The organism is Streptomyces sp. NPDC051452 (genome assembly GCF_044454765.1).
Taxonomy (GTDB): domain Bacteria; phylum Actinomycetota; class Actinomycetes; order Streptomycetales; family Streptomycetaceae; genus Streptomyces.
In genome coordinates this window covers 286,864-311,780 of the sequence record NZ_JBITEB010000005.1, presented here as the reverse complement: position 1 = coordinate 311,780, position 24,917 = coordinate 286,864, and the positions used below count along the sequence as shown (strand labels likewise).

At 71.6% G+C, this 24,917-nt stretch carries 25 protein-coding genes and 1 tRNA gene; 12 read left to right on the top strand and 14 right to left on the bottom strand.

The features are described 5' to 3' along the window. Positions 1–30 precede the first annotated feature (30 nt). Positions 31–900: a spermidine synthase gene (locus ACIBA9_RS16310; RefSeq protein ID WP_399363441.1), complete on the top strand. Its 870-nt coding sequence runs from the start codon at positions 31–33 to the stop codon at positions 898–900. Between the two features lie 74 nt (positions 901–974). Here ACIBA9_RS16310 and ACIBA9_RS16305 read toward each other — a convergent pair whose 3' ends face one another. Next, a complete protein-coding gene (locus tag ACIBA9_RS16305) occupies positions 975–1,487 on the bottom strand; it encodes a hypothetical protein (RefSeq protein WP_399363439.1) in 513 nt (170 codons plus the stop codon). Positions 1,488–1,585: 98 nt separating this feature from the next. On the opposite strand from ACIBA9_RS16305, the gene ACIBA9_RS16300 reads away from it, so the two are divergent. The 3 genes from ACIBA9_RS16300 to ACIBA9_RS16290 all read left to right on the top strand — a co-directional run bounded on the left by ACIBA9_RS16300 (position 1,586) and on the right by ACIBA9_RS16290 (position 5,301). Next, positions 1,586–2,305, top strand: coding sequence for a response regulator transcription factor (locus ACIBA9_RS16300; protein WP_399363437.1), 720 nt, complete (start codon positions 1,586–1,588; stop codon positions 2,303–2,305). Continuing rightward, entirely contained in the window at positions 2,302–3,705 is a 1,404-nt protein-coding gene (locus ACIBA9_RS16295) for a sensor histidine kinase (protein ID WP_399363435.1), read from the top strand. The genes ACIBA9_RS16300 and ACIBA9_RS16295 overlap by 4 nt, the downstream gene beginning before the upstream one ends. Positions 3,706–3,816: 111 nt before the next feature. Beyond that, positions 3,817–5,301 carry a cellulose binding domain-containing protein gene (locus ACIBA9_RS16290; RefSeq protein WP_399363433.1) on the top strand — a complete coding sequence of 495 codons (1,485 nt, stop codon included), beginning with the start codon at positions 3,817–3,819 and terminating at the stop codon, positions 5,299–5,301. Positions 5,302–5,373: 72 nt separating this feature from the next. Here ACIBA9_RS16290 and ACIBA9_RS16285 read toward each other — a convergent pair whose 3' ends face one another. From ACIBA9_RS16285 to ACIBA9_RS16270, 4 genes are all read right to left on the bottom strand, one after another. Further along, positions 5,374–6,804 carry a GH1 family beta-glucosidase gene (locus ACIBA9_RS16285; RefSeq protein ID WP_399363431.1) on the bottom strand — a complete coding sequence of 477 codons (1,431 nt, stop codon included), beginning with the start codon at positions 6,802–6,804 and terminating at the stop codon, positions 5,374–5,376. Positions 6,805–6,969: 165 nt separating this feature from the next. Then, complete coding sequence (locus ACIBA9_RS16280) at positions 6,970–7,863, bottom strand: carbohydrate ABC transporter permease (protein ID WP_362151018.1); 894 nt, start codon at positions 7,861–7,863, stop codon at positions 6,970–6,972. Next, positions 7,860–8,885 (bottom strand): carbohydrate ABC transporter permease, encoded by a 1,026-nt coding sequence (locus ACIBA9_RS16275; protein ID WP_399363429.1) that lies wholly within the window; start codon positions 8,883–8,885, stop codon positions 7,860–7,862. The genes ACIBA9_RS16280 and ACIBA9_RS16275 overlap by 4 nt, the downstream gene beginning before the upstream one ends. Beyond that, positions 8,882–10,204, bottom strand: coding sequence for an ABC transporter substrate-binding protein (locus tag ACIBA9_RS16270; protein WP_399363426.1), 1,323 nt, complete (start codon positions 10,202–10,204; stop codon positions 8,882–8,884). Before ACIBA9_RS16270 ends, ACIBA9_RS16275 begins: the two co-directional genes overlap by 4 nt. Positions 10,205–10,620: 416 nt before the next feature. On the opposite strand from ACIBA9_RS16270, the gene ACIBA9_RS16265 reads away from it, so the two are divergent. Further along, positions 10,621–11,676 carry a LacI family DNA-binding transcriptional regulator gene (locus ACIBA9_RS16265; RefSeq protein WP_362151025.1) on the top strand — a complete coding sequence of 352 codons (1,056 nt, stop codon included), beginning with the start codon at positions 10,621–10,623 and terminating at the stop codon, positions 11,674–11,676. Here the strand turns inward: ACIBA9_RS16265 and ACIBA9_RS16260 are convergent. Continuing rightward, the gene (locus ACIBA9_RS16260) at positions 11,671–11,931 is read right to left on the bottom strand and encodes a hypothetical protein (RefSeq protein ID WP_399363424.1); all 261 of its coding nucleotides are present in this window, start codon (positions 11,929–11,931) and stop codon (positions 11,671–11,673) included. The genes ACIBA9_RS16265 and ACIBA9_RS16260 overlap by 6 nt on opposite strands. A 101-nt stretch (positions 11,932–12,032) precedes the next feature. On the opposite strand from ACIBA9_RS16260, the gene ACIBA9_RS16255 reads away from it, so the two are divergent. Both ACIBA9_RS16255 and ACIBA9_RS16250 read left to right on the top strand, forming a co-directional pair. Next, the gene (locus tag ACIBA9_RS16255; protein ID WP_399363422.1) at positions 12,033–12,173 is read left to right on the top strand and encodes a hypothetical protein; all 141 of its coding nucleotides are present in this window, start codon (positions 12,033–12,035) and stop codon (positions 12,171–12,173) included. A gap of 107 nt (positions 12,174–12,280) precedes the next feature. After that, positions 12,281–12,805: a SigE family RNA polymerase sigma factor gene (locus ACIBA9_RS16250; protein WP_393898479.1), complete on the top strand. Its 525-nt coding sequence runs from the start codon at positions 12,281–12,283 to the stop codon at positions 12,803–12,805. A 42-nt stretch (positions 12,806–12,847) separates the two neighbouring features. On the opposite strand, the gene ACIBA9_RS16245 is transcribed toward ACIBA9_RS16250, so the two are convergent. After that, the gene (locus ACIBA9_RS16245) at positions 12,848–13,117 is read right to left on the bottom strand and encodes a hypothetical protein (RefSeq protein WP_399363420.1); all 270 of its coding nucleotides are present in this window, start codon (positions 13,115–13,117) and stop codon (positions 12,848–12,850) included. A 344-nt stretch (positions 13,118–13,461) separates the two neighbouring features. Between ACIBA9_RS16245 and ACIBA9_RS16240 the strand changes: the two genes are divergently transcribed. Further along, positions 13,462–14,589 carry a mannosyltransferase family protein gene (locus tag ACIBA9_RS16240; protein ID WP_399363418.1) on the top strand — a complete coding sequence of 376 codons (1,128 nt, stop codon included), beginning with the start codon at positions 13,462–13,464 and terminating at the stop codon, positions 14,587–14,589. Positions 14,590–14,664: 75 nt separating this feature from the next. Here the strand turns inward: ACIBA9_RS16240 and ACIBA9_RS16235 are convergent. From ACIBA9_RS16235 to ACIBA9_RS16220, 4 genes are all read right to left on the bottom strand, one after another. Beyond that, positions 14,665–14,737: transfer RNA gene (locus tag ACIBA9_RS16235), tRNA-His, on the bottom strand. Positions 14,738–14,863: 126 nt separating this feature from the next. After that, positions 14,864–15,466 (bottom strand): oligoribonuclease, encoded by a 603-nt coding sequence (gene orn, locus ACIBA9_RS16230; protein ID WP_399363416.1) that lies wholly within the window; start codon positions 15,464–15,466, stop codon positions 14,864–14,866. Between the two features lie 148 nt (positions 15,467–15,614). Further along, positions 15,615–16,829 carry a helix-turn-helix domain-containing protein gene (locus tag ACIBA9_RS16225; protein WP_362151041.1) on the bottom strand — a complete coding sequence of 405 codons (1,215 nt, stop codon included), beginning with the start codon at positions 16,827–16,829 and terminating at the stop codon, positions 15,615–15,617. Positions 16,830–17,206: 377 nt separating this feature from the next. Continuing rightward, positions 17,207–17,476, bottom strand: a complete 270-nt coding sequence (locus ACIBA9_RS16220; protein ID WP_399363413.1) for a hypothetical protein — start codon at positions 17,474–17,476, stop codon at positions 17,207–17,209. Between the two features lie 327 nt (positions 17,477–17,803). Here ACIBA9_RS16220 and ACIBA9_RS16215 point away from each other — a divergent pair, with 327 nt between their 5' ends. Further along, a complete protein-coding gene (locus tag ACIBA9_RS16215; protein WP_362151046.1) occupies positions 17,804–18,331 on the top strand; it encodes a universal stress protein in 528 nt (175 codons plus the stop codon). Positions 18,332–18,456: 125 nt separating this feature from the next. Beyond that, on the top strand, positions 18,457–19,020 hold the full coding sequence (locus ACIBA9_RS16210) for a hypothetical protein (RefSeq protein WP_399363411.1): 564 nt from the start codon (positions 18,457–18,459) through the stop codon (positions 19,018–19,020). Between the two features lie 104 nt (positions 19,021–19,124). Here ACIBA9_RS16210 and glmS read toward each other — a convergent pair whose 3' ends face one another. Both glmS and ACIBA9_RS16200 read right to left on the bottom strand, forming a co-directional pair. Continuing rightward, entirely contained in the window at positions 19,125–20,942 is a 1,818-nt protein-coding gene (gene glmS / locus ACIBA9_RS16205; RefSeq protein ID WP_399363409.1) for a glutamine--fructose-6-phosphate transaminase (isomerizing), read from the bottom strand. A gap of 46 nt (positions 20,943–20,988) precedes the next feature. Then, positions 20,989–21,246: a hypothetical protein gene (locus tag ACIBA9_RS16200; protein WP_362151054.1), complete on the bottom strand. Its 258-nt coding sequence runs from the start codon at positions 21,244–21,246 to the stop codon at positions 20,989–20,991. 165 nt (positions 21,247–21,411) lie between these two features. Here ACIBA9_RS16200 and ACIBA9_RS16195 point away from each other — a divergent pair, with 165 nt between their 5' ends. Beyond that, entirely contained in the window at positions 21,412–22,977 is a 1,566-nt protein-coding gene (locus ACIBA9_RS16195) for a fibronectin type III domain-containing protein (RefSeq protein ID WP_399363407.1), read from the top strand. An 86-nt stretch (positions 22,978–23,063) separates the two neighbouring features. Here ACIBA9_RS16195 and ACIBA9_RS16190 read toward each other — a convergent pair whose 3' ends face one another. Next, positions 23,064–23,216, bottom strand: a complete 153-nt coding sequence (locus ACIBA9_RS16190) for a hypothetical protein (protein ID WP_399363405.1) — start codon at positions 23,214–23,216, stop codon at positions 23,064–23,066. 65 nt (positions 23,217–23,281) lie between these two features. Between ACIBA9_RS16190 and ACIBA9_RS16185 the strand changes: the two genes are divergently transcribed. Beyond that, the gene (locus ACIBA9_RS16185) at positions 23,282–24,883 is read left to right on the top strand and encodes a beta-N-acetylhexosaminidase (RefSeq protein WP_399363403.1); all 1,602 of its coding nucleotides are present in this window, start codon (positions 23,282–23,284) and stop codon (positions 24,881–24,883) included. Positions 24,884–24,917: the final 34 nt, after the last annotated feature.

Here is a 24,917-nt window from a genome sequence, read left to right as displayed (position 1 = left end):
CCCGCCGCGACCACCTGCGAAAATGGACCGATGGGCAGGTCCAGGAACACACGACGCGGGTCGGCCGCCGTCGAGGCCGTCGTGGAGGCGGTCGACGGCGGGCTCGCGCAGCTCGTACCCGACCCCGACCGCGGCCGGGCCTGGACGCTGCTGATCGACGGGGCGCCGCAGTCGCACGTCGACCTGGACGACCCCGCGTACCTCTCCTTCGAGTACCAGCGCCGGCTCGGCCATGTCATCGACCTCGTCGCCCCGCCCGGCAAACCCGTGCACGTGGTGCACCTCGGCGGCGGCGCCTTCACCCTGGCCCGGTACGCCGCCGCGACCCGGCCCCGCTCCACCCAGCAGGTCGTCGAACGGGACGCCGGGCTGGTCCAACTGGTGCGCAGACAACTGCCCGTGGACCCGGGCGCCCGGATACGGGTGCGATCGGCGGACGCCCGCGTGGGTCTGGCCAAGGTGCCGGACGGCTGGGCCGATCTGGTCATCGCCGACGTCTTCAGCGCCGCCCGCACCCCGGCCCACCTCACCTCCGTCGAGTTCCTGGACGAGGTCCGCCGGGCCCTGAAGCCCTCCGGCATGTACGCGGCCAACCTCGCCGACGGCCCGCCGCTGGCCCATCTGAGGGGCCAGATCGCCACCGCGGCCGCCCGGTTCGGTGAACTCGCGCTGATCGCCGACGCGGCCGTGCTGCGCGGCAAGCGCTTCGGCAACGCCGTCCTGGTCGCCTCCGACGCGCCGCTGCCCGTCGCCGAACTGACCCGCCGGGCCGCCTCCGATCCGCACCCCGGGCGGGTCGAACACGGGCGGGGGCTCATCGACTTCACCGGCGGCGCGCTCCCCGTGACGGACGAGGCGGCGGTGGCCTCCCCGGTCCCGCCCCCCTCGGTTTTCCGCTGAACACCCGCGCCGCTCACACCGGTTACCGCTGAACACCCGCGCCGATCGGTAGGCCACGACCCCACCCGTCCCGGTCAGTAGGTGACGACCTCCACGTGCGGCGGCCCGTCGTGCCAGGTGCAGAACACCGACACCCGGTCGGTGCTCCTGCTGAACTCCACCCGGATCCAGGTCTGGGTCTTCCACACCTGCATCGACCAGCCCGCTCCCGGAGTCGCCGACACGAGCGTCGCGTCGGCCGCGCCCAGCTCGAACACCGCCCGGCCGCCGGCGGTGTCGTAGGACTTGACCTGCCCGGACGCCGGGGCGGAGGCGCCGGGGGAAGGGCTTCGCGTAGGGGCCGGGGTCCGCGTGGGGGCGGGCGTGGGAGACGACGACCGCGTTTGCGAGGGAGCCGGGGAGGAGGACGGGGCCGGCGACGCCGGCCTCACCTGCCGGGCCGGTGCGCCGGCCGCCGTCACCGGCAGGGCGCGCGGCGGGTCGTACACCGTCCCCGCCATCACCGTGTGCACACCCCACCACGACAGCGTGGCCGCCGCTCCGGTCGCCAGCAGCCATGCCAGTACGTGTACGAGTCCTCTGCGCATCGCGAGCCATACTGCCCCAGGGGCATCGCCGTGCGCACATGCCCGGACTTATCCACAGGCTCCGGTCCGCCTCGGCCGTATGGCGTACGGTGCGGCGCATGGCAAGTGTTCTCGTGGTCGAGGACGACCAGTTCGTACGCTCGGCGCTCATCCGGCATCTGACCGACGCCTCGCACACCGTGCGCAGCGTCGGTACGGCACTGGAGGCGCTGCGCGAGGTCGCCCATTTCCGCTTCGACGTGGTCATCCTGGACCTCGGACTGCCCGACCTGGACGGCTCCGAGGCGCTGAAGATGCTGCGCGGCCTCACCGACGTGCCCGTCATCATCGCCACCGCGCGCGACGACGAGGCGGAGGTCGTCCGGCTGCTGAACGCCGGCGCGGACGACTACCTCACCAAGCCCTTCTCCGTCGAGCACCTGTCCGCCCGGATCGCGGCCGTGCTGCGCCGATCCCGCTCCGGCGCCGCGGAGCCCCCGCCCTCGTCCGTGCTGCGCGTCGGCGGGCTGACCGTCGACCCGCTGCGCCGCCAGGCCGAACTGGACGGCGCCCGGCTGGACCTCACCCGGCGCGAGTTCGACCTGCTGGCCTTCCTGGCGGGCCGTCCCGGCGTCGTCGTCGGGCGCAAGGAACTCCTCGCCGAGGTCTGGCAGCAGTCCTACGGGGACGACCAGACCATCGACGTCCATCTGTCGTGGCTGCGCCGCAAGCTGGGGGAGACCGCGGCCCACCCCCGCTATCTGCACACCTTGCGCGGCGTCGGCGTCAAGCTGGAGCCGCCCGCGTTCGCCGACGGGGAGGGGGCGCCACCGCGATGAGATGGGCTCTGGTCAAGGTCTGCCTGGCGGTCACCGCGATGGTCGTGGTCGCCTTCGCCGTGCCGCTCGGGCTGGTCGTCAAGGAGATGGCCCGCGACCGCGCATTCGCGGCCGCCGAGCGGGAGGCGGCCGCCGTCGCGCCCGCGCTGTCCATCACCACCGACCGGGACAAACTGGAGCGGGTGGTGGCCTCCGCCGGCGCCGACTCCGGGATGGCGGTGCACCTGCCCGCCGGCAGCGGCAGGGCCGCGCTCGACCTGGGCCGCGGGCGCGCCGCAGACCGCGACATCCAGGCCGTGCGGAGACTGGGCCGCGCCTCCACGACCACGGTCGCCGGCGGCTTCACCCTGCTGCAACCGGTGGCGCTCGGCAGCGGCGAGATAGCGGTCGTGGAGGTGTACGTCCCCGAGTCCGAGGTGACCCATGGCGTCGGCGCGGCCTGGGCGGTCCTCGCGGCCGTCGGCCTCGCCCTGGTCGTCGGCTCCGTCGCCGTCGCCGACCGGCTCGGGGTGCGCATGGTGCGCCCGGCCCGGCGGCTGGTGGAGGGCGCGCGCGAACTGGGCGAGGGTCGGCTGGGCGCCCGGGTGCGGGAGGAGGGCCCGACCGAACTGCGGCTGGCGGCGGTCGCGTTCAACTCCATGGCCGACCAGGTCGTCCAACTCCTCGCGAACGAGAGGGAGCTGGCGGCCGACCTCTCCCACCGGCTGCGCACCCCGCTCACCGTCCTGCGGCTGAACGCGGCCTCGCTGGGCGCCGGACCGGCCGCCGAGCAGACCCGGACGGCCGTCGCCCAGCTGGAGCGCGAGGTCGACACCATCATCCGTACGGCCCGGGAGGCCAAGCCGCAGACGGCCGCGGCCGGTCCCGGCGCCGGCTGTGACGCGGCCGCGGTGGTCCGCGAGCGCATGGAGTTCTGGTCCGCGCTCGCCGAGGACGAGGGCCGCACCTGGCGGGTGGCCGGCGTCGACCGGCCGGTCCGCGTACCCGTGGCCCGCGCCGACCTGGCCGCCGCCCTCGACGCCCTGCTCGGCAACGTCTTCCGGCACACCGCCGAGGGCACCGCCTTCGCGGTCGACGTGCACAACGGCGAGGACGCGGTGATCGTGCTGGTCTCCGACGCGGGGCCCGGCATACCCGACCCGCACGCGGCGATGGCCCGCGGCCGCGGCTCCGGGAACGCCGGCTCGACCGGCCTGGGCCTGGACATCGTCCGCCGGCTGGCCGAGTCCACCGGCGGCGACGTCCGCATCGGTGCCTCGGTCCTCGGCGGCACCGAGGTGCGGGTGTGGTTCCAGACGCACGGACACGAGACGGCCGGACGCGGCCACCGGGGCGCCGTGCGCAGACGCCGAACGGGCAAACCGGTCTCGATCTTTAACCGGCTCCGATCGCTTCCTTAAGCGAACCCTAAGGTCCGTGACGACCGCCCCCATCAAGCCGTTTGTCCGATTCCGGATCGCTAGCGTGCTGCCGCACCCCCACCCCCGTGAACAGCGAAGGCAGGCACGCGCATGACCACGCACCGGCGCAGGATCAGCGGCAGGAACAAGGCGATAGGCGGGCTGGTGGCGGCGGCCGTGGCCGGCGGCGGCGCGGTCCTGCTCACGGGCACCGCGAACGCGGCCGGTGTGAACGCCGCGTACACGAAGACCAGCGACTGGTCCTCGGGTTACTCCGCCCAGTACGTCGTCACCAACAACAGCGGGCAGGCCGAGAAGACCTGGACGCTGGAGTTCGACCTGCCGGCCGGCGCCAAGCTGTCCTCTCTCTGGAACGGTGAGTCGAGTGTCAGCGGTCGGCACGTCACCGTGCGGCCCGCGAAGTGGGACACCGACGGCCTGGCCGTGGGCAAGTCGGTGACCGTCGGCTTCGTCGTCAACGGCTCCGGCGCCCCCACGGGCTGTCGCATCGACGGCGCCCAGTGTTCCGCGGACGACGGCGCCACCCCGGAACCGAGCGGCCGCCCCACCGCGACCGGCTCCCCGACCGCCGCCCCCACCGGGCCGGCCGGCTCCACCGAGCCGACCGCCCCCGCCCAGAGCGCCACCCCGACGAAGAGCGCGACCCCGACCCCGACCGGCGGTACCGGTTCCGGCACCACCAGCGCCGCCGGCTTCGCCCCCTACGTCGACACCTCCCTCTACCCCGCCTTCGACCTCCTCGGTGCCGCCGACGCGACCGGCGTGAAGAACTACAACCTCGCCTTCCTCACCGACGGCGGCGGCTGCACCCCGAAGTGGGGCGGTGTCACCGACCTGACCGGCGACGGCGTGGCCGCCCAGATCGGCTCCCTGCGCGCCAAGGGCGGTGACGTACGGGTGTCCTTCGGCGGCGCCTCCGGCTCCGAGCTCGCCACCACCTGCTCCTCCGCCGACGCGCTGGCGGCGGCGTACGGCAAGGCGGTCGACGCCTTCAAACTCACCAAGGTCGACTTCGACGTCGAGGGCGGCGCGCTGCCCGACACCGCCGCCAACACCCGCCGCGCCCAGGCCATCGCCAAGCTCCAGGCCCAGCACCCGGACCTGGACGTCTCCTTCACCCTGCCGGTGATGCCCGAGGGCCTCACCCAGGACGGCGTGAACCTGCTGTCCGACGCCAAGTCCCACGGCGTCAAGATCGACACCGTCAACATCATGGCGATGGACTACGGCCCCTCCTACAGCGGCGACATGGGCACCTACGCCGAGCAGGCCGCGACGGCCACCCAGGCGCAGGTCAAGAGCGTGCTGGGGCTGTCCGAATCCGCCGCCTGGAAGACGGTGGCGGTCACCCCGATGATCGGGGTCAACGACGTCTCCTCGGAGGTCTTCAAGGTCGACGACGCCACCCAGCTCGCCGACTTCGCCAAGGCCAAGGGGCTCGGCGGGCTCTCCATGTGGTCCGCGACCCGCGACAAGCAGTGCGCCGGCGGCACCAAGCCCACCGCCGACGCCACGTGCAGCTCCGTCACCCAGGACGCCTTCGCCTTCTCCAAGGCGTTCGGGGCGTTCCACTGACCCGGCACCGACGGGACGCCTGAACAGGGGCGCGGCCCTCCGGGGGGAGGGCCGCGCCCCTTCCGGCCGTCCTCACACCGGCGGCTCCACCGCCGGCAGCACCCTGGTCCGCGCGGCCTGCGCGTACCACCGGGCGCTCGACTTCGGGGTCCGCTCCAGCGTCGCGTAGTCCACGTACACCGCGCCGAACCGCTTGCCGTAGCCGTAGGACCACTCGAAGTTGTCCATCAGCGACCACAGGTAGTAGCCGCGGACGTCGGCGCCGTCGGCGAGGGCCCGGCGCACCTCCGAGAGGTGGCCGTGCAGATAGGCGATGCGCTCGGGGTCGTGCACCCGGCCGTCGGGGTCGGGCTTGTCGTCGTAGGCCGCGCCGTTCTCGGTGATGTACAGGGGCAGTCCGGGTGCCTCGCGCGTGTAGCGCATCAGCAGGTCGTACAGGCCCGTCGGGTCGATGGTCCAGCCCATCTCGGTGCGCTCGCCGGGCGTCTGGTGGAAGAGCACGTCGTCGGCGGCCGGCCAGGGGGAGTGGTCGCTGGCGCCGTGGCCGTCCGCGCGCGGGCCGCCCGCCCGGTCGGGGGCCGCCGAGACCAGGGCCGGGGTGTAGTAGTTCAGGCCGAGGGCGTCCAGCGGCGCCTTGATCGTGCGGACGTCGCCGTCGAGGACGTAGGACCAGTCGGTGACCGAGGCCGTCGCGGCGATCAGCGTCCGCGGGTACGCCCCGTGCAGCATCGGGCCGTGGAAGACGCCGTTGGCCAGGTCGTCGATCCGGCGGGCCGCCGACAGGTCGGCCGGATCCTGGGACAGCGGCCGTACCACCGACGAGTTGAGGCTGATCGCGATCTGGTTGCGGGCCGGCATCACCGCCCGGAGCGCCGAAGCGCCCAGACCGTGCGCCAGGTTGAGGTGGTGGGCGGCGCGCAGGGCGGCCGCGGGGTTGGTGCGGCCGGGGGCGTGCACCCCGGAGCCGTACCCCAGGAAGGCGCTGCACCAGGGTTCGTTGAGGGTGATCCAGTGCTCCACCCGGTCGCCCAGCGCCTCACCGACGAGCTGGGCGTACTCGGCGAACCGGAAGGCGGTGTCCCGCTCCGGCCAGCCGCCCGCGTCCTCCAGCTCCTGCGGCAGGTCCCAGTGGTAGAGGGTGAGCGCCGGCCGGATGCCGTGCGCGAGCAGCTCGTCCACCAGCCGGCGGTAGAAGTCCAGGCCCCGCTGGACCGCCGGGCCCCGGCCCGTCGGCTGCACCCGCGACCAGGAGACGGAGAACCGGTAGGCGCTCAGCCCCAGCTCCGCCATCAGCGCCACGTCGTCGCGGTAGCGGTGGTAGTGGTCGACGGCGACGTCACCGGTGTCACCGCCCGCCGTCCTGCCGGGCGTATGGCTGAAGGTGTCCCAGATCGAGGGGGTGCGGCCGTCCTCCCGCGCCGCCCCCTCGATCTGGTACGCGGAGGTCGCGGCCCCCCAGAGGAAGGCCGGAGGGAAGGTCACGGAGGAAACGGGCTCAGGCATGGAAGCGCTCCCAGGGTGTCGTAGGAGACCGACGCGTTGACGAGGAGAGGCGGGCAGAGGCGGTGGGCAAGAGGCGGGGCAGGTGGAGCGGGAGAGGGGCGCCCGGGTCGCGCGGGCGTGGCCAGGGGGGCCGGGCGGGCGGGCCCGGCCCCGGGAGAGCGGACCTCAGCCCTTGATCGCGCCCTGCATGATCCCGCCCACGATCTGCTTGCCGAACAGGAGGAAGGCGACCAGCAGCGGCAGGGTGCCGAGCAGCGCGCCCGCCATGATCACCGCCTGGTCGGGGACATAACCGGTGCCGAGCGAGTTCAGGGCCACCTGCACGGTCGGGTTCTGCTGGTTCAGGGCGATGATCGGCCACAGGAAGTCGTTCCAGGCGAACACGAACGTCAGCAGCCCGAGCACCGCCATCGCCGGCCTGGCCGCGGGGAAGACCACGTGCCACACGATCCGGATGCTGCTCGCGCCGTCCACCCGGGCCGCCTCGATCAGCTCCGACGGCAGCGCCTGCACCAGGTACTGCCGCATGAAGAACGTGCCGAAGGCGGTGACCAGGCTCGGCAGGACCACCGTCTGCAGCTGGTTGGACCAGCCGAGGTCCGACATCCACAGGTACAGCGGTACGACGGCGAGCTGCGGCGGGATCATCATGGTGCCGACGGTCAGCAGCAACAGCAGGCCGGAGAACCTGAACCGCAGCTTGGCGAAGGCGAACCCGGCCAGCGTCGAGAACACCACCGTGCTGATCGTGATGGTGCCCGCCACGAGCACGGAGTTGACCATCGCGGTGCCCAGGCCCGCCTGCTCCCAGGCCGTCTGCAGGTTCTTGAACAGGTTGCCGCCGAACCACAGCGGCGGTGGGGTCTGGGCCAGCCGCCGGTCGGTGCGCGAGGCCGCGATCGCCGTCCACACCAGCGGTGCCAGCGAGACGAGGGCGAAGACCGCCAGCACGAGATACGTCACCGGGCCCGCGTGCAGTTGCTTGCCCGCGCCCCTCACCAGCCGCCGGCGCCCCTTGGGTGCGGCGGCCCGGGGCAGCGTCACTTCACCGGTCGTCATGCGGATTTCCTCAGCCGTCGGGTGAGCAGGAGATTGACCGCGGCGATGATCAGCAGGATCAGGAACATCGACCAGGCGATCGCGGACGCCTTGCCGAGGTTGCCGATGATCCAGCCCTGGTCGTACATGTACAGCCCCAGCGTCTGGTACTGGTGCTCGGAGCCGCCCTTGGACCCGCTGACCCCGCCGAACAGCAGCGGCTCGCCGAAGAGCTGGGTGGCGCCGATGGTGGAGACGACGACCGTGAACAGGATCGTCGGCCGCAGCTGCGGAACCGTCACATGCCGGAACTGCTGCCAGCGGTTGGCGCCGTCCAGGGCCGCCGACTCGTACAGATCGCTCGGGATCGCCTGCATCGCCGCGAGGTAGATCAGCGCGTTGTAGCCGGTCCAGCGCCAGATCACGATGGACGACACCGCGAACCGCGAACCCCAGTCGGACTCACGCCAGTTGACGGCATCCACCCCGAAGAAGTGCAGGATCCAGTTGACCATCCCGCCGTCCCACGAATACAGCAGCGTGAAGACCAGGGTCGCGGCCGCCACCGAGGTGGCGTACGGCGTCAGCATGACGACCCGCCACATGGTCGAGCCCCGCAGCCGGTAGTTCAGCAGGTGCGCGAGCCCGAGGGCCGCCAGCAGCTGCGGCACGGTCGACAGGAGACCGATGGTGAACGTGTTCCGCAGGGCGTTCCAGAAGAAGTCCGAGGAGAGCAGGTTGCGGTAGTTGTCCAGCCCCGCCCAGGTCTGGTGGTCCAGCGCCGACAACTGCACGTCGTGCAGCGAGTACCAGGCCGTGTAGAGCAGCGGGACCAGCGTGAACGCCCCGAACAGGACGAAGAAGGGGGCCACGAACGCGTACGGCGACGCCTTCATGTCCCAGCGGTACAGGCGGCTGCGCCAGGAATCGGCGCCCGCCGGGGTACCGCGACCCCGAGCGACCCGGGCCGCGCCCGGCGGGGTGCCGGGCGCGGTCTCGGCGCTCGGCGCGGGGTGCGCGAGGGCCTCTTTGGAGCTGGTCACTGGCCGAGCACGTCCTTGATCTCCTTGGCCGCCGCGTCCCAGCCCTGGGACGGCGACTTGCCCTTCTGCTCGACCTGGAGGATGCCGACGTCGGTGATTGCGCCGAGGATCGGCTGGTCCTTCGGGCCGTGGAACTGCGTCGGGATCGTCTTCGCCGACTCGGAGAAGATCTGCGTGATCGGGGCGCCGGAGAAGTAGGCGGTGGTGTCGGCGGCCGGCTTCAGGCCCGCGTAGGCCGACGGGGTCGAGGGGAAGCTCGCCTGCTTGGCGAAGACCTTGGCCTGCTGCTCGGGAGCGGTCAGCCACTTGGCCAGCGCGATGGCCTCCTTCTGGTGCTTGCTCGCCGTCGGCACGCCGAGGAAGGAGCCGCCCCAGTTGGCCGCGGTCGGCGCGGCCGCCACGTCCCACTTGCCCTTGCCGGAGGCACCGGACTTCTGCTCGATGTAGCCGATCATCCAGGCCGGGCACGCGACGGTCGCGAAGGTGCCGTTGGCGTAGCCCTGGTCCCAGGTCGGGTCGAACTGCTTCAGCTTCGCCGACATGTCGCTGGTGGCGACGCTCATGGCCACGTTCCAGGCCTTCTTCACGCCCGGGGACTTGTCCCAGACGACGTTGCCGTCCTTGTCGTAGTACGCCTCGCTCTCACCGCCGAGCGCCGCGTTGTAGACGGAGGCGGCCGAGTCCACGAACTTGGTGCCCTTGGGCGCCTTCTTCATGTACTCCTTGCCGAGGTCGACGTACTTGGCCCAGTCGCCCTTCCACTGCGCGGCGAGCTTGTTCCGGTCGGTCTCCAGACCGGCCTTTTGGAACAGGTCCTTGCGGTAGCAGACCGCCATCGGGCCGATGTCGGTGCCGAGCCCGATGGTCTTGCCGTCCTTGGTGGTGGCCTGGGCGAGCTTCCAGTCCAGCCACTGCGACTTGTCGACGTCCTTGCCGATGTCGACGAACTTGTCCGCCTGGGTCTGCACGGCCTCGGTGATGTTGCCGACTTCGATGGCCTGCACGTCGTCGGTGCCGGAGCCGGCCTGGAGCCGGGTGAGCACCTTCGGCCAGTAGACGTCGGTGCGGGTGGTGACGTTCTCCTTGATGTTGATGTCCGGGTGGAGCTTCATGTACGCGTCGTACAGGCCGGCCTGCTTGTAGCCGAAGACGCCGAAGGTGCCGACGGTCAGAGTGGTCTTGCCGCCGGCGTTGCCGCCGTCGGCGTTCGACGAGCCGTTGTCCGAGTCGTCGGCGCAGCCGGCCAGCAGCCCTGTGGTCAGCGCGGCGACGGCCACGAGGGCCCCCAGTCTGCGGGACCCGCGGATGCTCGTGCGCATTGCGTCCTCCTGTTGCCTGACGTGCCGACCCCCCGGCCGACTGACTGGAATCGGGCCCGTTCTTGCTCGCTGCGGCTCGGGCGGGGAACGTGCGGGATGTGTAGAAGCCAGGTACTGTGGGAGCGCTCCCACCAGTGATGGGTTGAAGAGTCGTCGGTCCGGCGCGGGGTGTCAAGGGACCGGACAGGGCCAACACCGTTCAGTTATCGGGACGTTAAGTGGACCATGAACCTCCGGTACGCGGGGATCGAAGTGGCGCGGAGACCCCCTTCCGCACCCAGGGCCTTTCCTCCGGATGAGGCCGCCCGGGCCGGTGGCCGGTGTCCGGCACCGCCGCCACCGAGGCGCTCGCGGCCGTGGACGGGGCTGTTACATTCCAGGCCAGCACCAGGAATCGGTCGAGAGAGGCGGAGTCCATGGCAAGCCACGGAGGGCGGGGCCGGAGCGGGGGCCGGCCCACGCTCGAAGAGGTCGCCGCCCGGGCCGGGGTGGGGCGCGGGACGGTGTCACGGGTGATCAATGGCTCGCCCCGGGTCAGCGACGCCACCCGCGCCGCGGTCGAGGCCGCCGTCGCCGAACTCGGCTATGTGCCCAACACGGCGGCACGCGCCCTCGCGGCCAACCGCACCGACGCCATCGCGCTCGTCGTCCCCGAGCCGGAGACCCGGTTCTTCGCGGAGCCGTACTTCTCGGACATGCTGCGCGGTGTCGGTGCCGAACTCTCCGAGACCGAGATGCAGTTGCTGCTGATCTTCGCGGGCAGCGACCGGGAGCGGCAGCGCCTCGCGCAGTACCTCGCGGCCCATCGGGTGGACGGTGTCCTGCTGGTCTCGGTGCACGCCGACGATCCGCTGCCCGACCTGCTCGCCCAGCTGGAGATCCCGGCCGTGATCAGCGGCCCGCGCTCGGCCGGGGAGACGCTCACCTCGGTGGACTCCGACAACTACGGCGGTGGCCGCTCGGCGGTGGAGCATCTGCTGGGCCGCGGCCGGCGGCGGATCGCGCACATCACCGGCCGCCTGGACGTCTACGGCGCCCAGCGACGCGTGGACGGCTACCGCGACGCCCTGCGCGACGCGGGGCTCGCCGTGGACGAACTCCTCATCGAGCCGGGGGACTTCACCGAGGAGGGCGGTCGCCGCGCGATGACGGTCCTGCTCGACCGGTACCCGGACCTGGACGCGGTCTTCGCCGGCTCGGACGTGATGGCGGCCGGTGCCCGGCAGGTACTGCGGGAGGCGGGGCGCCGTATCCCGGACGACGTGGCGCTGGTCGGCTACGACGACTCCGCCATCGCCCGCCACATGGACCCGCCGCTCACCAGTGTGCGCCAGCCCATCGAGGAGATGGGCCGGGCCATGATCGACCTGCTGCTCGCGGAGATCGCCGACCGCCGCCCGGCCGCTGCCCGCGATCTCGAACGCCGGCACGCGGTGCTGCGGACGGAGCTGATGACGCGGGCGTCCTCATAGGGCGGCGCCCCGCGGGCCGACGGGCGGCCGGCGGGGTCGGGTCGTCGGTCCGGCTCCGGGGCGTGCCCTCTCCCAGCCGCGCTCCAGCAGGTCGAACACCGCGTCGACCGCGGTGACGCGGTAGGAAGCCGTGCCGCCGGGGGCGCGGGCCTCGAACGTCAGACGGGCCAGGGCCGCACGGGCCGGGCCGGCGCCGGGGGAGCCGCTGTCGGCGGCGATTGCCCCGGCGAGGGCGCGCTCGTGCCGCATCCGCATGCGCCGGTGGTACTCCACGGGTGCCGGGGTCCCGGCGCCCAGCCCGCTGGAAGGACGCGAGCCGCTCGTCGTACCCGGCCTCGAAGGCCCGGCTCCGCGGCATGCGCGCGCAGGGACGGGAGCAGCGGGGTGCCCAGGATGCCCACCTGGTCGAAGCCGTGCTCCAGGAACAGCTCCAGGGCCGGGTCGGATCGCCGGCGGGGGAGCCGGTCTCGGCGGACCGCCGTGGGCCGCCGGGCTGACACGATCACCGCTGACGCGCGTCCGGCGCATCCGGTTGCGTGACGAGCGCCACGGTGCTTTCTCGCGCCCGGTGTCGACCGGATGCCCTGGGTCGTGCGTATGCCCAGTGAAGCGAGAGATCCGGGAGTGGCTGTTGACCGTCGAGGAGTTCGAAGAGTTCTATGCGCAGACGGTCGCACGGCTCACGGGACAGCTGTACGTGATGCTCGGTGATCTGCACGAGGCGCAGGACGTCGTGCAGGAGGCGTTCGTCAAGGGCTGGAGCCGGCGGCGGCAGCTGGACCGCGACGGGCGGCCCGAGGCGTGGATCCGTACGGTCGCCTGGCGGCTGGCCGTGAGCCGGTGGCGGTTTCGGCGGCGCAGCGCGGAGGCGTGGCGGCGCAGCGGCGCGCCTCCGGACGTCGAGGGCCCGGGGCCCGAACAGGTGGCGCTGGTGGAGGAGTTGCGCGAGCTGCCGCCCCAGCAGCGCCGCACGCTGGCGCTTCACTATCTGTGTGATCTCACCGTCGAGCAGATCGCGCAGGAGACGCATCTGTCCGCCAGCACCGTCAAGACGCATCTGGCGCGCGGGCGCGGTGCGCTCGCGCTTCGCCTGCAGGACACGTCCCGTGAGGAGGCTTCCGGTGACTGAACACCACGATCCGCTGCGGTCGCTGTTCCAGAGCGCCGCCGACTACGGGCAGGCCCGCGCCGACGCGGCACCCGCCGCGCACATCACCGAGCGGGGAAGGCGGGTCCACCGGCGCCGTGTGGCCGTCGCGGCGGCGGGGACGTGCCTGCTGCTGGTCGGCGGCAGCGCGGCGGCGGCCGTTCTCCTGCCGCAGAGCCCGGCTCCCGTCACCCCGGCCACCAGCCCTTCGCCGAGCGCGCCCGCCCCGTCGACGACCCCGACGCCGGCGAGCGGTGTGCCCACCCCCGGCCGGACGTCCACCTCGCTTCCCACGGGTGCGACTTCGACGTTTCCGTCCGGGACCCCGACACAGCCTCCGTCCAGGACACCGCCACAGCCTCCGTCCAGGACACCGACACAGCCTCCGTCGCGCGGAGCCACCACCTCGCCGCCCTGATCTTGGTCCCGCTCGCCCCATGACCCCGGCGGGCCCCCACCGGTCAGCCCGCACGCTCCGGCACGCCCCATTTCACCCGAGAGATCGCTATATGACCCTCATATGGCCCGACGTGGGCCAGCATCCTCCCCCGCCCGGGCAGAGCCCCACGCGGCCCGAACCGGCCCCGCGAGACTTCCGCGTCCGAGCCGAACCCCCTCCCGAGCCCTCCCGTCCGCGCATGTTCCGGCTGCCGCCCGACGACCGCGAGGTGCTGTGGCTGTACCTGCTGACCCGGGCGGGTCTGTGGGTCACCGCGTACTGCGCGCGGTGGCTGTTCCCCGCGGCCCCCGCCACCCGCGAGGCCGGCTCGGTCTTAGCGCCGTTCCGGCAGTGGGACTGGTACCACTACCTGCACGTGGCCCGCGACGGTTACTTCCCCGACGGGGCAGGTCCCTGGCTGAGTCACTGGGACAACCGGGAGGCGTTCTTCCCCGGCTTCCCGCTCCTGCTGCGCGCCGTGCACGTCGTCGTCCCGCACTGGACGGCGGCCGGGCTGCTGATCTCCTTCGTCGCGGGGGGCGTCGCCGTCGTGGCACTGGCCCGCATCGCCCGGCTGCATCTGCCCGGCGCGGACGGGGGCCGGCGCGCGGTGCTGTTCTTCCTGCTCTCCCCGTGCGCGATCTTCCTGGCCGCCGGCTACACCGAGGCGCTCTTCCTCGCCCTCGCCCTGCCCGCCTGGCTCGCCGCGCAGCGCCGCGACTGGGCCCTCGCCGCCACCCTGACCGCCCTGGCCACCGCCGTGCGCGTCAGCGGCCTCTTCCTCGCCGCCGCCATCGCCGTGCACTTCCTCCTCGTGGCGCGCCGGCACTGGCGCGCACTGCCCTGGCTGGCGCTGCCCGCTCTGCCCGCGGCCCTCTACTCCTGGTACCTGCACGCGCACACCGGCGACTGGCTGGCGTGGAAGCACGCCCAGGAACGCGGCTGGTTCCGCGACTTCCACGCCCCCTGGGTCGCCTGGTCCCACACCTGGGCCGGCGCCTTCGGCCGGACCCAGACCACCGGATACGCCTTCATGTTCCAGGCCGAACTGCTCGCCCTGCTCGCCGGGCTGCTCCTGCTCGCCCTGCTGCTGAGGCGACGCCGCTGGTCCGAAGCCACCTACATCGGCCTCACCCTGTGGGCGCTGGGAACCTCCTACTGGTTCACGTCCATCCCCCGCGCCACCCTCCTGTGGTGGCCCCTGTGGATCACCCTGGCAGCCTGGAGCCTGCGCAGACCACGGGTCAAGACGGTCTACCTCTGCCTCGCCTCACCCCTGAGCGTGATCTTCGCGCTGACCTTCCTCACCGGGCGATGGGCCGGCTGACGAGCCGCGGGGAGACAGGAAAACGGATCAGCCGGTGGCCCCGTCTTGCGACGGGACCACCGGCTGATCCTTCAGGGTGAGTGACGGGACTTGAACCCGCGACATCCTGGACCACAACCAGGTGCTCTGCCAGCTGAGCTACACCCACCACGACCGGCGGTGGAACTCGTCGTTTCCCCGACCGGCCGAGAAGAAGTCTACAGGGTCCGAAGGGGTGCTCGCGCACAGGTTTTCGCGCGGGCCGTCGAGCGGCCGGGACGCGCCCCGGCGTGCGCTACCCCGCGGGCAGGACGTGCTTGGCGGCGATCGCCTTCGCGGTGTCGGAGTCCGGGCCGGGCTGGGGGACGAAGACGGCCTCGCGGTAGTAGCGCAGTTCGGCGATCGACTCGCGGATGTCGGCCAGGGCCCGGTGGTTGCCGTTCTTCTCGGGGCTGTTGTAGTACGCCCGCGGGTACCAGCGGCGGGCCAGCTCCTTGATCGAGGAGACGTCGACGATCCGGTAGTGGAGGTAGTCCTCCAGGGTCGGCATGTCCCGCAGCAGGAAGCCGCGGTCGGTGCCGACGGAGTTGCCGCACAGGGGGGCCTTTCCGGGCTCCTTGACGTGCTCCCGGATGTAGGCGAGGACCTGCTCCTCGGCGTCCGCCAGCGTCGTGCCGTCAGCCAGTTCGGCGAGCAGTCCGGACGCGGTGTGCATCTGACGCACCACCTCCGGCATCGTCTCCAGCGCCCGGTCCGGCGGCCGGATGACGATGTCCACACCGTCGCCGAGTACGTTCAGCTCGGAGTCGGTGACGAGGGCGGCCACCTCGATGAGAGCGTCGTCGGACAGCGAGAGGCCGGTCATCTCGCAGTCGATCCACACCATGCGATCGTTCATGTGTCTCACCTTACGGCGCGCCGCGGGCAGCCGGACCGACCGTGCCACGACCTTGTCGGTGTGCATTCATCCGGGTGCGGACAGGCAGCGCCACGGCAAAGGGGGTGGGCGGAGTCGTACCCCGCCCACCCCCGTGCGCCGTGCTCGGTCAACCGCCGCTGCGTGGACCAGGCAGCAGGCTCACCGCGCCGGCCGCCGCGCGGCGGCTCTGCATCGGCACGCCGCTGTCCGGGTGCAGCAGGGGCATGTGGCCCATGGACGCGGGGCCGCCGTGCAGACCGGCGGGCGCGCCCTGCTGGCCGACCGGGACCACCGGGACCTCCGGCTCACCCTGCCTCTCGGCCTGGGGCCGGCGGGCCCGGTAGGCCGCGCGGTAGGCCGCCGGGGACGAGCCGAGCTGGCGGCGGAAGTGCCCGCGCAGCGCGACGGGGGAGCGGAAGCCGCATCGGCCCGCCACCTCGTCCACGGAGTAGTCCGACGTCTCCAGCAGTCGCTGTGCCTGCAGCACCCGCTGGGTGATCAGCCACTGCAACGGCGCGCTGCCGGTCAGCGAGCGGAACCGGCGGTCGAACGTGCGGCGGCTCATATAGGCGCGTGCCGCCAGGGTCTCCACGTCGAACTGCTCGTGGAGGTGTTCCAGCGCCCAGGCGACGACCTCGGCGAGCGGGTCGGCGCCGATCTCCTCGGGTAAAGACCTGTCGAGATAGCGCTCCTGACCGCCACTGCGGCGCGGCGGGACCACCAGGCGCCGGGCGAGCGCGCCGGCCGCCTCGTTGCCGTGGTCCGACCGCACGATGTGCAGACAGAGATCGATCCCGGCCGCCGTACCCGCCGACGTCAGCACATCGCCGTCGTCGACGAACAGCTCCCGCGGGTCGACATGCACCGACGGATAGCGTTTGGCCAGCGTCGGCGCGTACATCCAGTGGGTGGTCGCCGGGCGTCCGTCCAGCAGTCCGGCCGCCGCGAGCACGAACGCGCCCGTGCACAGCCCTACGATGCGGGCGCCCTCCTCATGCGCTCGGCGCAGTGCGTCGAGCGCCTCCTCCGGTGGCGGCGAGGTGATCGAGCGCCAGGCCGGTACGACGACCGTCCCGGCCCGGGAGATCGCCTCCAGCCCATGTGGCGCGGTGAGTTCCAGGCCCCCTGTGGTCCGCAGCGGGCCTTCCTCGCCGGCACACACCAGCAGGCGGTAGCGCGGCACTCCGGCGTCCTGGCGGTCGATGCCGAACACCGACAGCGGAATGGAACTCTCGAAGATCGGGCCGCCGCTGAACAGCAGCACCGCGACGATCTCCTTGCGGCGTCGCCCGGAAAGTTTCCGGGCCGCGGCATCCGGCGCGGCGGTGGAGTCGTGGCTCATACTGCTAAGCCCCCCTCGGTGGTCGCGGCTCCTCGGTTGTGTCGCTCCTGCACGTTTCCCCTCGGTCCTGCACGAGTCCCCCGCCGTAAGACATCAAGATCGAATCTACTGGCTGCCGCGGTCGCACGGTGGCCAGTTCGACACGCCGGACATTGTCGACATGACAACTTGGCGTGAAGCATTCGATCACGAAGGGTTGCACTCGTGGGTCGCGTAGGGAAGTACGCCTTGTCGCAGTGGCCAAACCGCGTAGGGTGCGCAGCGGTCCCCGGACCCTTTCCGTGCAGGTGGAACGGGGGGTGGAGGGTGGTCGGGACCCCTCCTGGTCGATATCCAGAAGTTGGCTGAAAAGATGCGTCCGAGGGTGCGGAAACCGGTCAGTCGACCGGTGTCTGACCCCGGGTGTGACGTCCACCTCTTTGCGCGGCGCAATGCGCGGCACACCGCTCCGACCGGCGCAGCAGTACCCGGCAGGCGGCCGTGACGGCGGCCAGGCCCAGCGCGGTGCCGGCCGCGCCGGCCAGCGAGGTGCCGTACCAGAGCAGGACCACGGGGACGAGGACGCAGCTGAAGGCCGCCCAGCGGATCACGTCGCTCACGGTGTCCGAGGGGGTGTGCGGGTCGGGGTTCGGTCGGGGTCCGGACATCTGGTCCTCGCTGTGGGGGTGGCTCACCCCGGTACAACGCCCGCTCCGTGCGACGGTCACCGGCCGCGCATCTGTGAATCCCGTGCAAACCGCCTGTACGGGGCAGCAACCATTGCGTTGCGGGCGCGGCTCGTGCATGCTCCGGTGAACCCCTACGGATGTCGGGGGACCGCTCACGGAGCGTGCGCGGTAGGTGGGCTCGGGAGGCGTGCCGCCGTACCCTTGGGGGTATGGGCTTGGGAAGATGTTTCCCGGACACAGCTCCGCAGCACGCTCCCGCCGCACACTGTCGTTCCTCCTATAAAGGATCACAACGCCGAGACAGCCATGGCCGGTCACGAATTCTTCGAACCAGCGGACCGCAAGCGGCCTGTCGCCGACCCTACGGCGGCCGAGCCCCTGGCGGCGGCAGACTCACGCCCTGCCTGCGACCCCGCTTTCCGGCATGGGGTGGTCGTCGGCTTCGACGGCTCCACCTCCAGTGAGCGCGCCCTGGCCTACGCGATCGGCATGGCCCATCGCTCGCACTCCGGCCTGATCATCGTCCATGTCGCCAACCGGCTGCCCACCACGGTGTGGGCCGGCTGTGAGCCGCCGGTCTTCGTCGACGTCCCGGACCACCGCACCGAGGTGCTGGGTCTGGAGCTGGCCTGCGCGGACTATCTGGCCGAGGTGCCGTGGATCCTGGTCGAGCGGGGCGGGGACATCTGCCACGAACTCGAAGAGGTGGGGCGGGAGTACGAGGCCGACGCGATCGTCGTCGGCTCCACGCACGGCATCGTCGGGCGGATCTTCGGCTCTGTCGCGGGGCGGCTGGCCAAGCGGGCGAAGCGGCCCGTGATCGTCATTCCGTAGAACCTCACGCCCCGTCAACTCCCTTGGTGCAGCACGAAACTACTCGTGCGTAGAGGTGGGTTGTGCCCTGGTGAAGGGCATATACCGGTCACCGCACAACTGCACATGCATGAAGGGAGCCCGCCGTGGACAACGACGTCTCTGCGGGAATCGTGAGCACTACCGTGGCCGGCCGACTCGCCCTGGGCATCACCCTGTTGGCGTTCGGGCTCGGCACGACCGGCGTGATCGACGGCGTGGGCGCGCAGGACGCCGTCACCCTGGCCCATTACGTGGGCGGTGTCGCCCTCTTCCTCATCGGCCTGCTGGCACTCCGGGACGCCGCCGCGTCCGCCGCCGGCGTGGCGTACGTGGCGCTCGGCGCCCTGTGGTTCACCTGGGCCGTGTCGGGCCACGGCTCCGCCCACGCGGCGGGGCTCTTCCTGCTGCTGTTCGCCCTGGTGGCGCTCACGCTGACCCTCGCGGGCGGCGACACCCTGGGCCAGGTCGCGCACGGCCTGCTGTTCCTGGCGATGCTGGTGCTCGCCGTGGCCCGGTTCGCCGACAGTTCCGCGCTGACCAAGGCCGGCGGCTGGGCGGCCGTCGCCGCCGGCGCGGTGGCCTGGTACGCGGCCGCGGCGGCGCTGGCCCACTGGCCGACGGTGCTTCCCCGGCGTGCCGCCGGCCGGGGGGTGACGGCCACCGGCTGAAATCGGGCGGCATGTGGAGGACCCCCGCGTGAAAGGTGGCTCACGCGGGGGTCCCTTCTGTCGTCGGGCCGTCTGCCGTCCGGGACATCCGGCCCGGGGGAGGGCTATTCCACCGTGACGGACTTGGCGAGGTTGCGCGGCTTGTCGATGTCCCGGCCCAGGGCCTTGGCCGTGTGGTAGGCGAGCAGCTGGAGCGGGATGCCCATGAGGATCGGGTCCAGCTCGTCCTCGTTCTTCGGGACGAGGATCGTCTGGTCGGCCTTCTCCTGGTGCCGGTGGGCCACGGCGAGGATCTTGCCCTGGCGGGCCTTGATCTCCTCCAGGGCCGCGCGGTTCTTCTCCAGCAGGTCGTCGTCGGGGACGATCGCGACCGTCGGGAGCGCGGGCTCGATGAGCGCCAGCGGACCGTGCTTGAGCTCGGAGGCGGGGTAGGCCTCGGCGTGGATGTAGGAGACCTCCTTGAGCTTCAGGGAGGCCTCGCGCGCCACCGGGTAGCCCCGGACGCGGCCGATGAAGAGCATCGAGCGGGCGTCGGCGTAGTCCTCCGCCAGCTTCTTGATCTCCTCCTCCTGCTCCAGGATCTCGGTGATCTGCTGCGGCAGCCTGCGCAGGCCCTCGATGATCCGCTTGCCGTCGCGGACGGAGAGGTCGCGGGTGCGGCCGAGGTGCAGGGCGAGCAGGGCGAAGGCGACCGTGGTGTTGGTGAAGCACTTCGTCGAGACCACGCAGACCTCGGGGCCCGCGTGCACGTAGACGCCGCCGTCCGCCTCGCGGGCGATCGCCGAGCCGACCACGTTGACCACGCCGAGGACACGGGCGCCCTTGCGCTTCAACTCCTGGACGGCGGCGAGGACGTCGTAGGTCTCACCGGACTGGGAGACCGCGACGTACAGGGTGTCGGGGTCCACCACCGCGTTGCGGTAACGGAATTCGGAGGCCGGCTCGGCGTCCGCGGGGATGCGGGCCAGCTCCTCGATCATCTGGGCGCCGATCATGCCCGCGTGGTAGGACGTGCCGCAGCCGAGGATCTTCACACGGCGGATCTTGCGTGCCTCGCGGGCGTCCAGGTTGAGGCCGCCGAGGTGCACGGTGGAGAACCGGTCGTCGATCCGGCCGCGCAGCACCCGGTCCACGGCGTCGGCCTGCTCGTGGATCTCCTTGTGCATGTACGTGTCGTGGCCGCCCATGTCGTACGAGGCCGCCTCCCACTCCACGGTGGTCGGCTCGGCGGTGGTACGGGTGCCCTCGGTGGTGTAGGTGCGGAAGTCGTCGGCCTTGAGGGTGGCCATCTCGCCGTCGTCGAGGGTGACTATCTGCCGGGTGTGGGCGACCAGGGCGGCGATGTCCGAGGCGACGAACATCTCCTTCTCGCCGATGCCGAGGACCACGGGCGAGCCGTTGCGGGCCACCACGATGCGGTCGGAGAAGTCGGCGTGCATCACCGCGATGCCGTACGTGCCCTCGACCAGGCGGAGGGTCTCGCGGACCTTGTCCTCCAGCTTCTCGGCCTGCGAGCGGGCGATGAGGTGGACGAGGACCTCGGTGTCGGTCTCGGAGAGGAACTCCACGCCGTCCGCCTCAAGCTTGCGGCGCAGGTCGGCGGCGTTGTCGATGATGCCGTTGTGCACGACGGCGACCGTGTGGTCGGCCGACATGTGCGGGTGGGCGTTCATGTCGGACGGGGCGCCGTGGGTGGCCCAGCGGGTGTGGGCGATGCCGGTGGTGCCCTTGAAGCGCGCCGGGACCTTTGCCTCCAGGTCACGCACCCGGCCCTTGGCCTTGACCATCTTCAGGGCGGGGGTCTTCGGGGAGCTGACGACGATGCCCGCGGAGTCGTAGCCGCGGTACTCCAGCCGCTGCAGACCCTCCAGGAGGAGGGGGGCGACGTCACGCTTGCCGATGTAACCGACAATTCCACACATATATAGAGGTATCCCTTGGGTGTCGCTCGTCCGGTCCGGCCGGTTCTCAGCCGTAGACCATGCGGCGCAGCTGCCTGAGCGTCAGCTCCGGCGGCGCCACCGCCCGGTATTTCAGGTCCGCCTCGATCCGTTCGAAGATCTCCGCGTTCACCAGGCCCTGGGCCTGCAGTTCGCGGTGGCGGCGACGGACGAACTCCTGGGTCGTCTCGTCGAAATAGGCCAGCACGTCCTGGATCACCCGCAGCGCCTCGCCCCGGCTCAGGGGCGTGGAACGCGTCAGATGATCTACCAGTTCGTCGTGCACCCGGTAGATCCTCGGGCACCCGCCGTCGTTTCGCAAGGAGCGTGCCCGATTTCGGGCAGGGGTCACTTGGATTTCTTATGGTGCTCTGTTCTCAAGTTGTCCACCCGGCGTCTTGCGTCCTGTTGCCCGGACCCACGAGTTTCGGACGCCATGGACATTCCTCGTATGGGAGTACCGGAGAAGCTGGCCGAGCGCATGAGCATGGCCGAGCAACACGAGTACCTGCGCGCCAGATTCTCCCGGCGCACGATGATCAGAGGCGGCGCCGTCACCCTCGGCACCGTCACGGCCGGCGCGTTCGTGACGGGCGCCGGCGCCCAGGCCGCCGTACCGACCCGGCGCACCACCCCGGCCACCGAGGCGGTGCACGGCGCCCTCGTCGCCCCCTTCGGCCGCCACCTCGCCTACGGCAACGACCCGCGTACCGAGATCACCGTCTCCTGGCAGGTCCCGGTCGCGGTGAAGAAGCCCTTCATCCGTATCGGCGCCCGCCCCTGGGACCTCTCCCGCAAGATCGAGGCCGAGGTCCGCACCCTCTACACCCCGGCCGGCGTCGGCGCGAGCGGCGACCACACCCAGTACTACATCCACGCCAAGCTCACCCACCTGCGCCCGGGCAAGACCTACTACTACGGCGTCGGCCACCAGGGCTTCGACCCGGCCGAGCCGCACCTGGCGGGCACCCTGGGCACCTTCACCACCGCCCCGGCCCACAAGGCGCCGTTCACCTTCACCGCCTTCGGCGACGAGGGTGTCGGCTACCACGGACTGGCCAACAACGCCCTGCTCCTCGGCCAGAACCCGGCCTTCCACCTGCACGCCGGTGACATCGCCTACGGCGACCCGGCCGGGCAGGGCAAGTCCACCGACACCGGTTTCGACTCGCGCACCTGGGACCAGTTCCTCGCCCAGACCGAGTCGGTCGCCAAGCAGGTCCCCTGGATGCCCGCCTACGGCAACCACGACATGGAGGCCTGGTACTCGCCCAACGGGTACGGCGGCGAGGAGGCCCGCTGGAACCTCCCGGACAACGGCCCCGACAAGAAGAACCTGCCGGGCGTCTACTCCTTCGTCTACGGCAACACGGCGGTCATCTCGCTGGACGCCAACGACATATCCTACGAGATACCGGCGAACCTGGGCATATCCGGCGGAACGCAGACGAAGTGGCTGGAAGCCCAGCTGAAGAAGTTCCGTGCCTCGAAGGACGTCGACTTCGTCGTGATCTTCTTCCACCACTGCGCCTACTGCACCTCCACCGCGCACGCCTCGGAGGGGGGCGTGCGCCAGGAGTGGGTGCCGCTGTTCGAGAAGTACACCGTGGACCTGGTCATCAACGGCCACAACCACCAGTACGAGCGCACCGACGTCATCAAGGGCGACAAGGTCGTCAAGAAGCTGCCGATCGGCGGCACGGCCTACCCCGAGACCGAGGGCGTGGTGTACGTCACCGCGGGCGCGGCGGGACGCAGCCTGTACGCCTTCACCGCTCCGGACTCCTACGAGGGGCACGAGCACGAGACCGACTCCGTGGCCTCGTTCGTCAACACCAAGGACGGCAAGGTCGACGAGACCGTCGCCTGGTCCCGGGTGCGCTACCTCGACTACTCCTTCCTGCGCGTGGACGTCACGCCCGCGCAGCGGGGCCGGCACACCACGCTGACGGTGTCGGGCATCGCCGAGACCGGTGACCGCATCGACCACTTCACGGTGTCCCGCAGGGCGAAGTAGGAGCCGCCGCGCTTGCCGGCGGCCCGCCGGTCCGCCGGTGCGCCCGGAAGACGGCGGGGCGCACCGGCTCGCGGGGCGGGCGGTCCTCACAGGTGTTCGAGGACCGCCCGCCTGGCCAGGGTGAACTCCTCGCCCTTCGGCGCCCCTTCGCGGTGCGGTCCGCCCGGTTCACGCAACCGCCGCGGCAGGGCGTCGTGGCAGGGCGTCGTGGTCGTGCGGAAACCCCGGATGATTTCCACCGTGCGGGGATTGTTTCACCGGATGTGCGGGAGAGTGGTCTCGACCACATCTGAAGGGAGCGCATGTGAGACGGAACCACAGCACGACTCCCCGGACGACTCGCATCCTCGGATCACTCCTGCTCGTCGCGGCGGCCGGCGTCTTCACCGTCGCCGCGCACCCCGAGGCGCGGGCCGCGGCGCCGACCCCGCTGGACCGGGTGATCCCGGCGCCGGCCTCGGTCGAGCCGGGCGGAGCCCCGTACCGCATCACCCGCGCGACCGGTGTCCGGGTCGGCGGTTCGGCCGAGGTCCGCCGGATCGGCGCGTACCTCACCGGCATCCTGCGGCCCGCCACCGGCTATCCGCTGCCGCTCACCGAACACGGCACCGGAGGCATCGAACTGCGCCTGAGCAAGGGCGGCCTCGGCGCCGAGGGGTACCGGCTGCGCAGCACCCCCGCCGGCGTCAGCATCACCGCCGACGCCCCCGCCGGCCTCTTCCACGGCGTCCAGACCCTGCGCCAGCTGCTGCCGGCGGCCGTGGAGCGCAAGACCGTCCAGCCCGGACCCTGGCGGATCGCCGGCGGCACCGTCGAGGACCGCCCGCGCTACGCCTACCGCGGCGCCATGCTGGACGTCTCCCGGCACTTCCTGACCGTGCCCCAGGTCAAGCGTTACATCGACCAGTTGGCGCTCTACAAGATCAACGAACTGCATCTGCACCTCAGCGACGACCAGGGCTGGCGCATCACCGTCGACTCCTGGCCGCGCCTGGCCGCGTACGGCGGCTCCACCGAGGTGGGCGGCGGCGCGGGCGGCCACTACACCAAGGCCGACTACCGCGAGATCGTGCGGTACGCGGCCGCCCGGTATCTGGAGGTCGTCCCCGAGATCGACATGCCCGGCCACACCAACGCCGCCCTCGCCTCCTACGCGAAGCTCAACTGTGACGGCGTGGCGCCCCCGTTGTACACCGGCACCGAGGTCGGCTTCAGCTCGCTGTGCGTGGCCAAGCAGGCCACGTACGACTTCGTGGACGACGTGCTCCGGGAGCTCGCGGCGCTGACCCCGGGCCGCTATCTGCACATCGGCGGCGACGAGGCGCACTCCACCAGCCACGCCGACTACGTGTCGTTCATGGACCGCGTGCAGCCGGTCGTCGCGAAGTACGGCAAGACGGTCATCGGATGGCACCAGCTCACCGGCGCCCATCCCGTCCAGGGCGCCATCGCCCAGTACTGGGGCCTGGACCGCACCAGCGCCGCGGAGAAGGCCCAGGTCGTCGAGGCCGCCCGCAACGGCACCGGGCTGATCCTGTCCCCGGCCGACCGGGTCTACCTCGACATGAAGTACACCAAGGACACCCCCCTCGGCCTGGACTGGGCGGGCCTGGTGGAGGTGAGGCGGTCCTACGACTGGGACCCGGCCACGTATCTCCCCGGGGTACCCGCCTCGGCGATCAGGGGCGTCGAGGCACCCCTGTGGACGGAGACCCTGAAGAAGTCGGCCGACCTCGAGTACATGGCGTTCCCGCGTCTGGCGGGCGCGGCGGAGCTGGGCTGGTCGCCGGCCGCCACGCACGACTGGGACGCCTACCGGACTCGGCTGGCGGCGCAGGGCCCGCGCTGGGACGCCCTCGGCATCAACTATTACCGCTCGCCGCAGGTCTCCTGGCCGACGAGCTGACACAGGGCGACGGGCACCCCGGAGGACCGTCTCC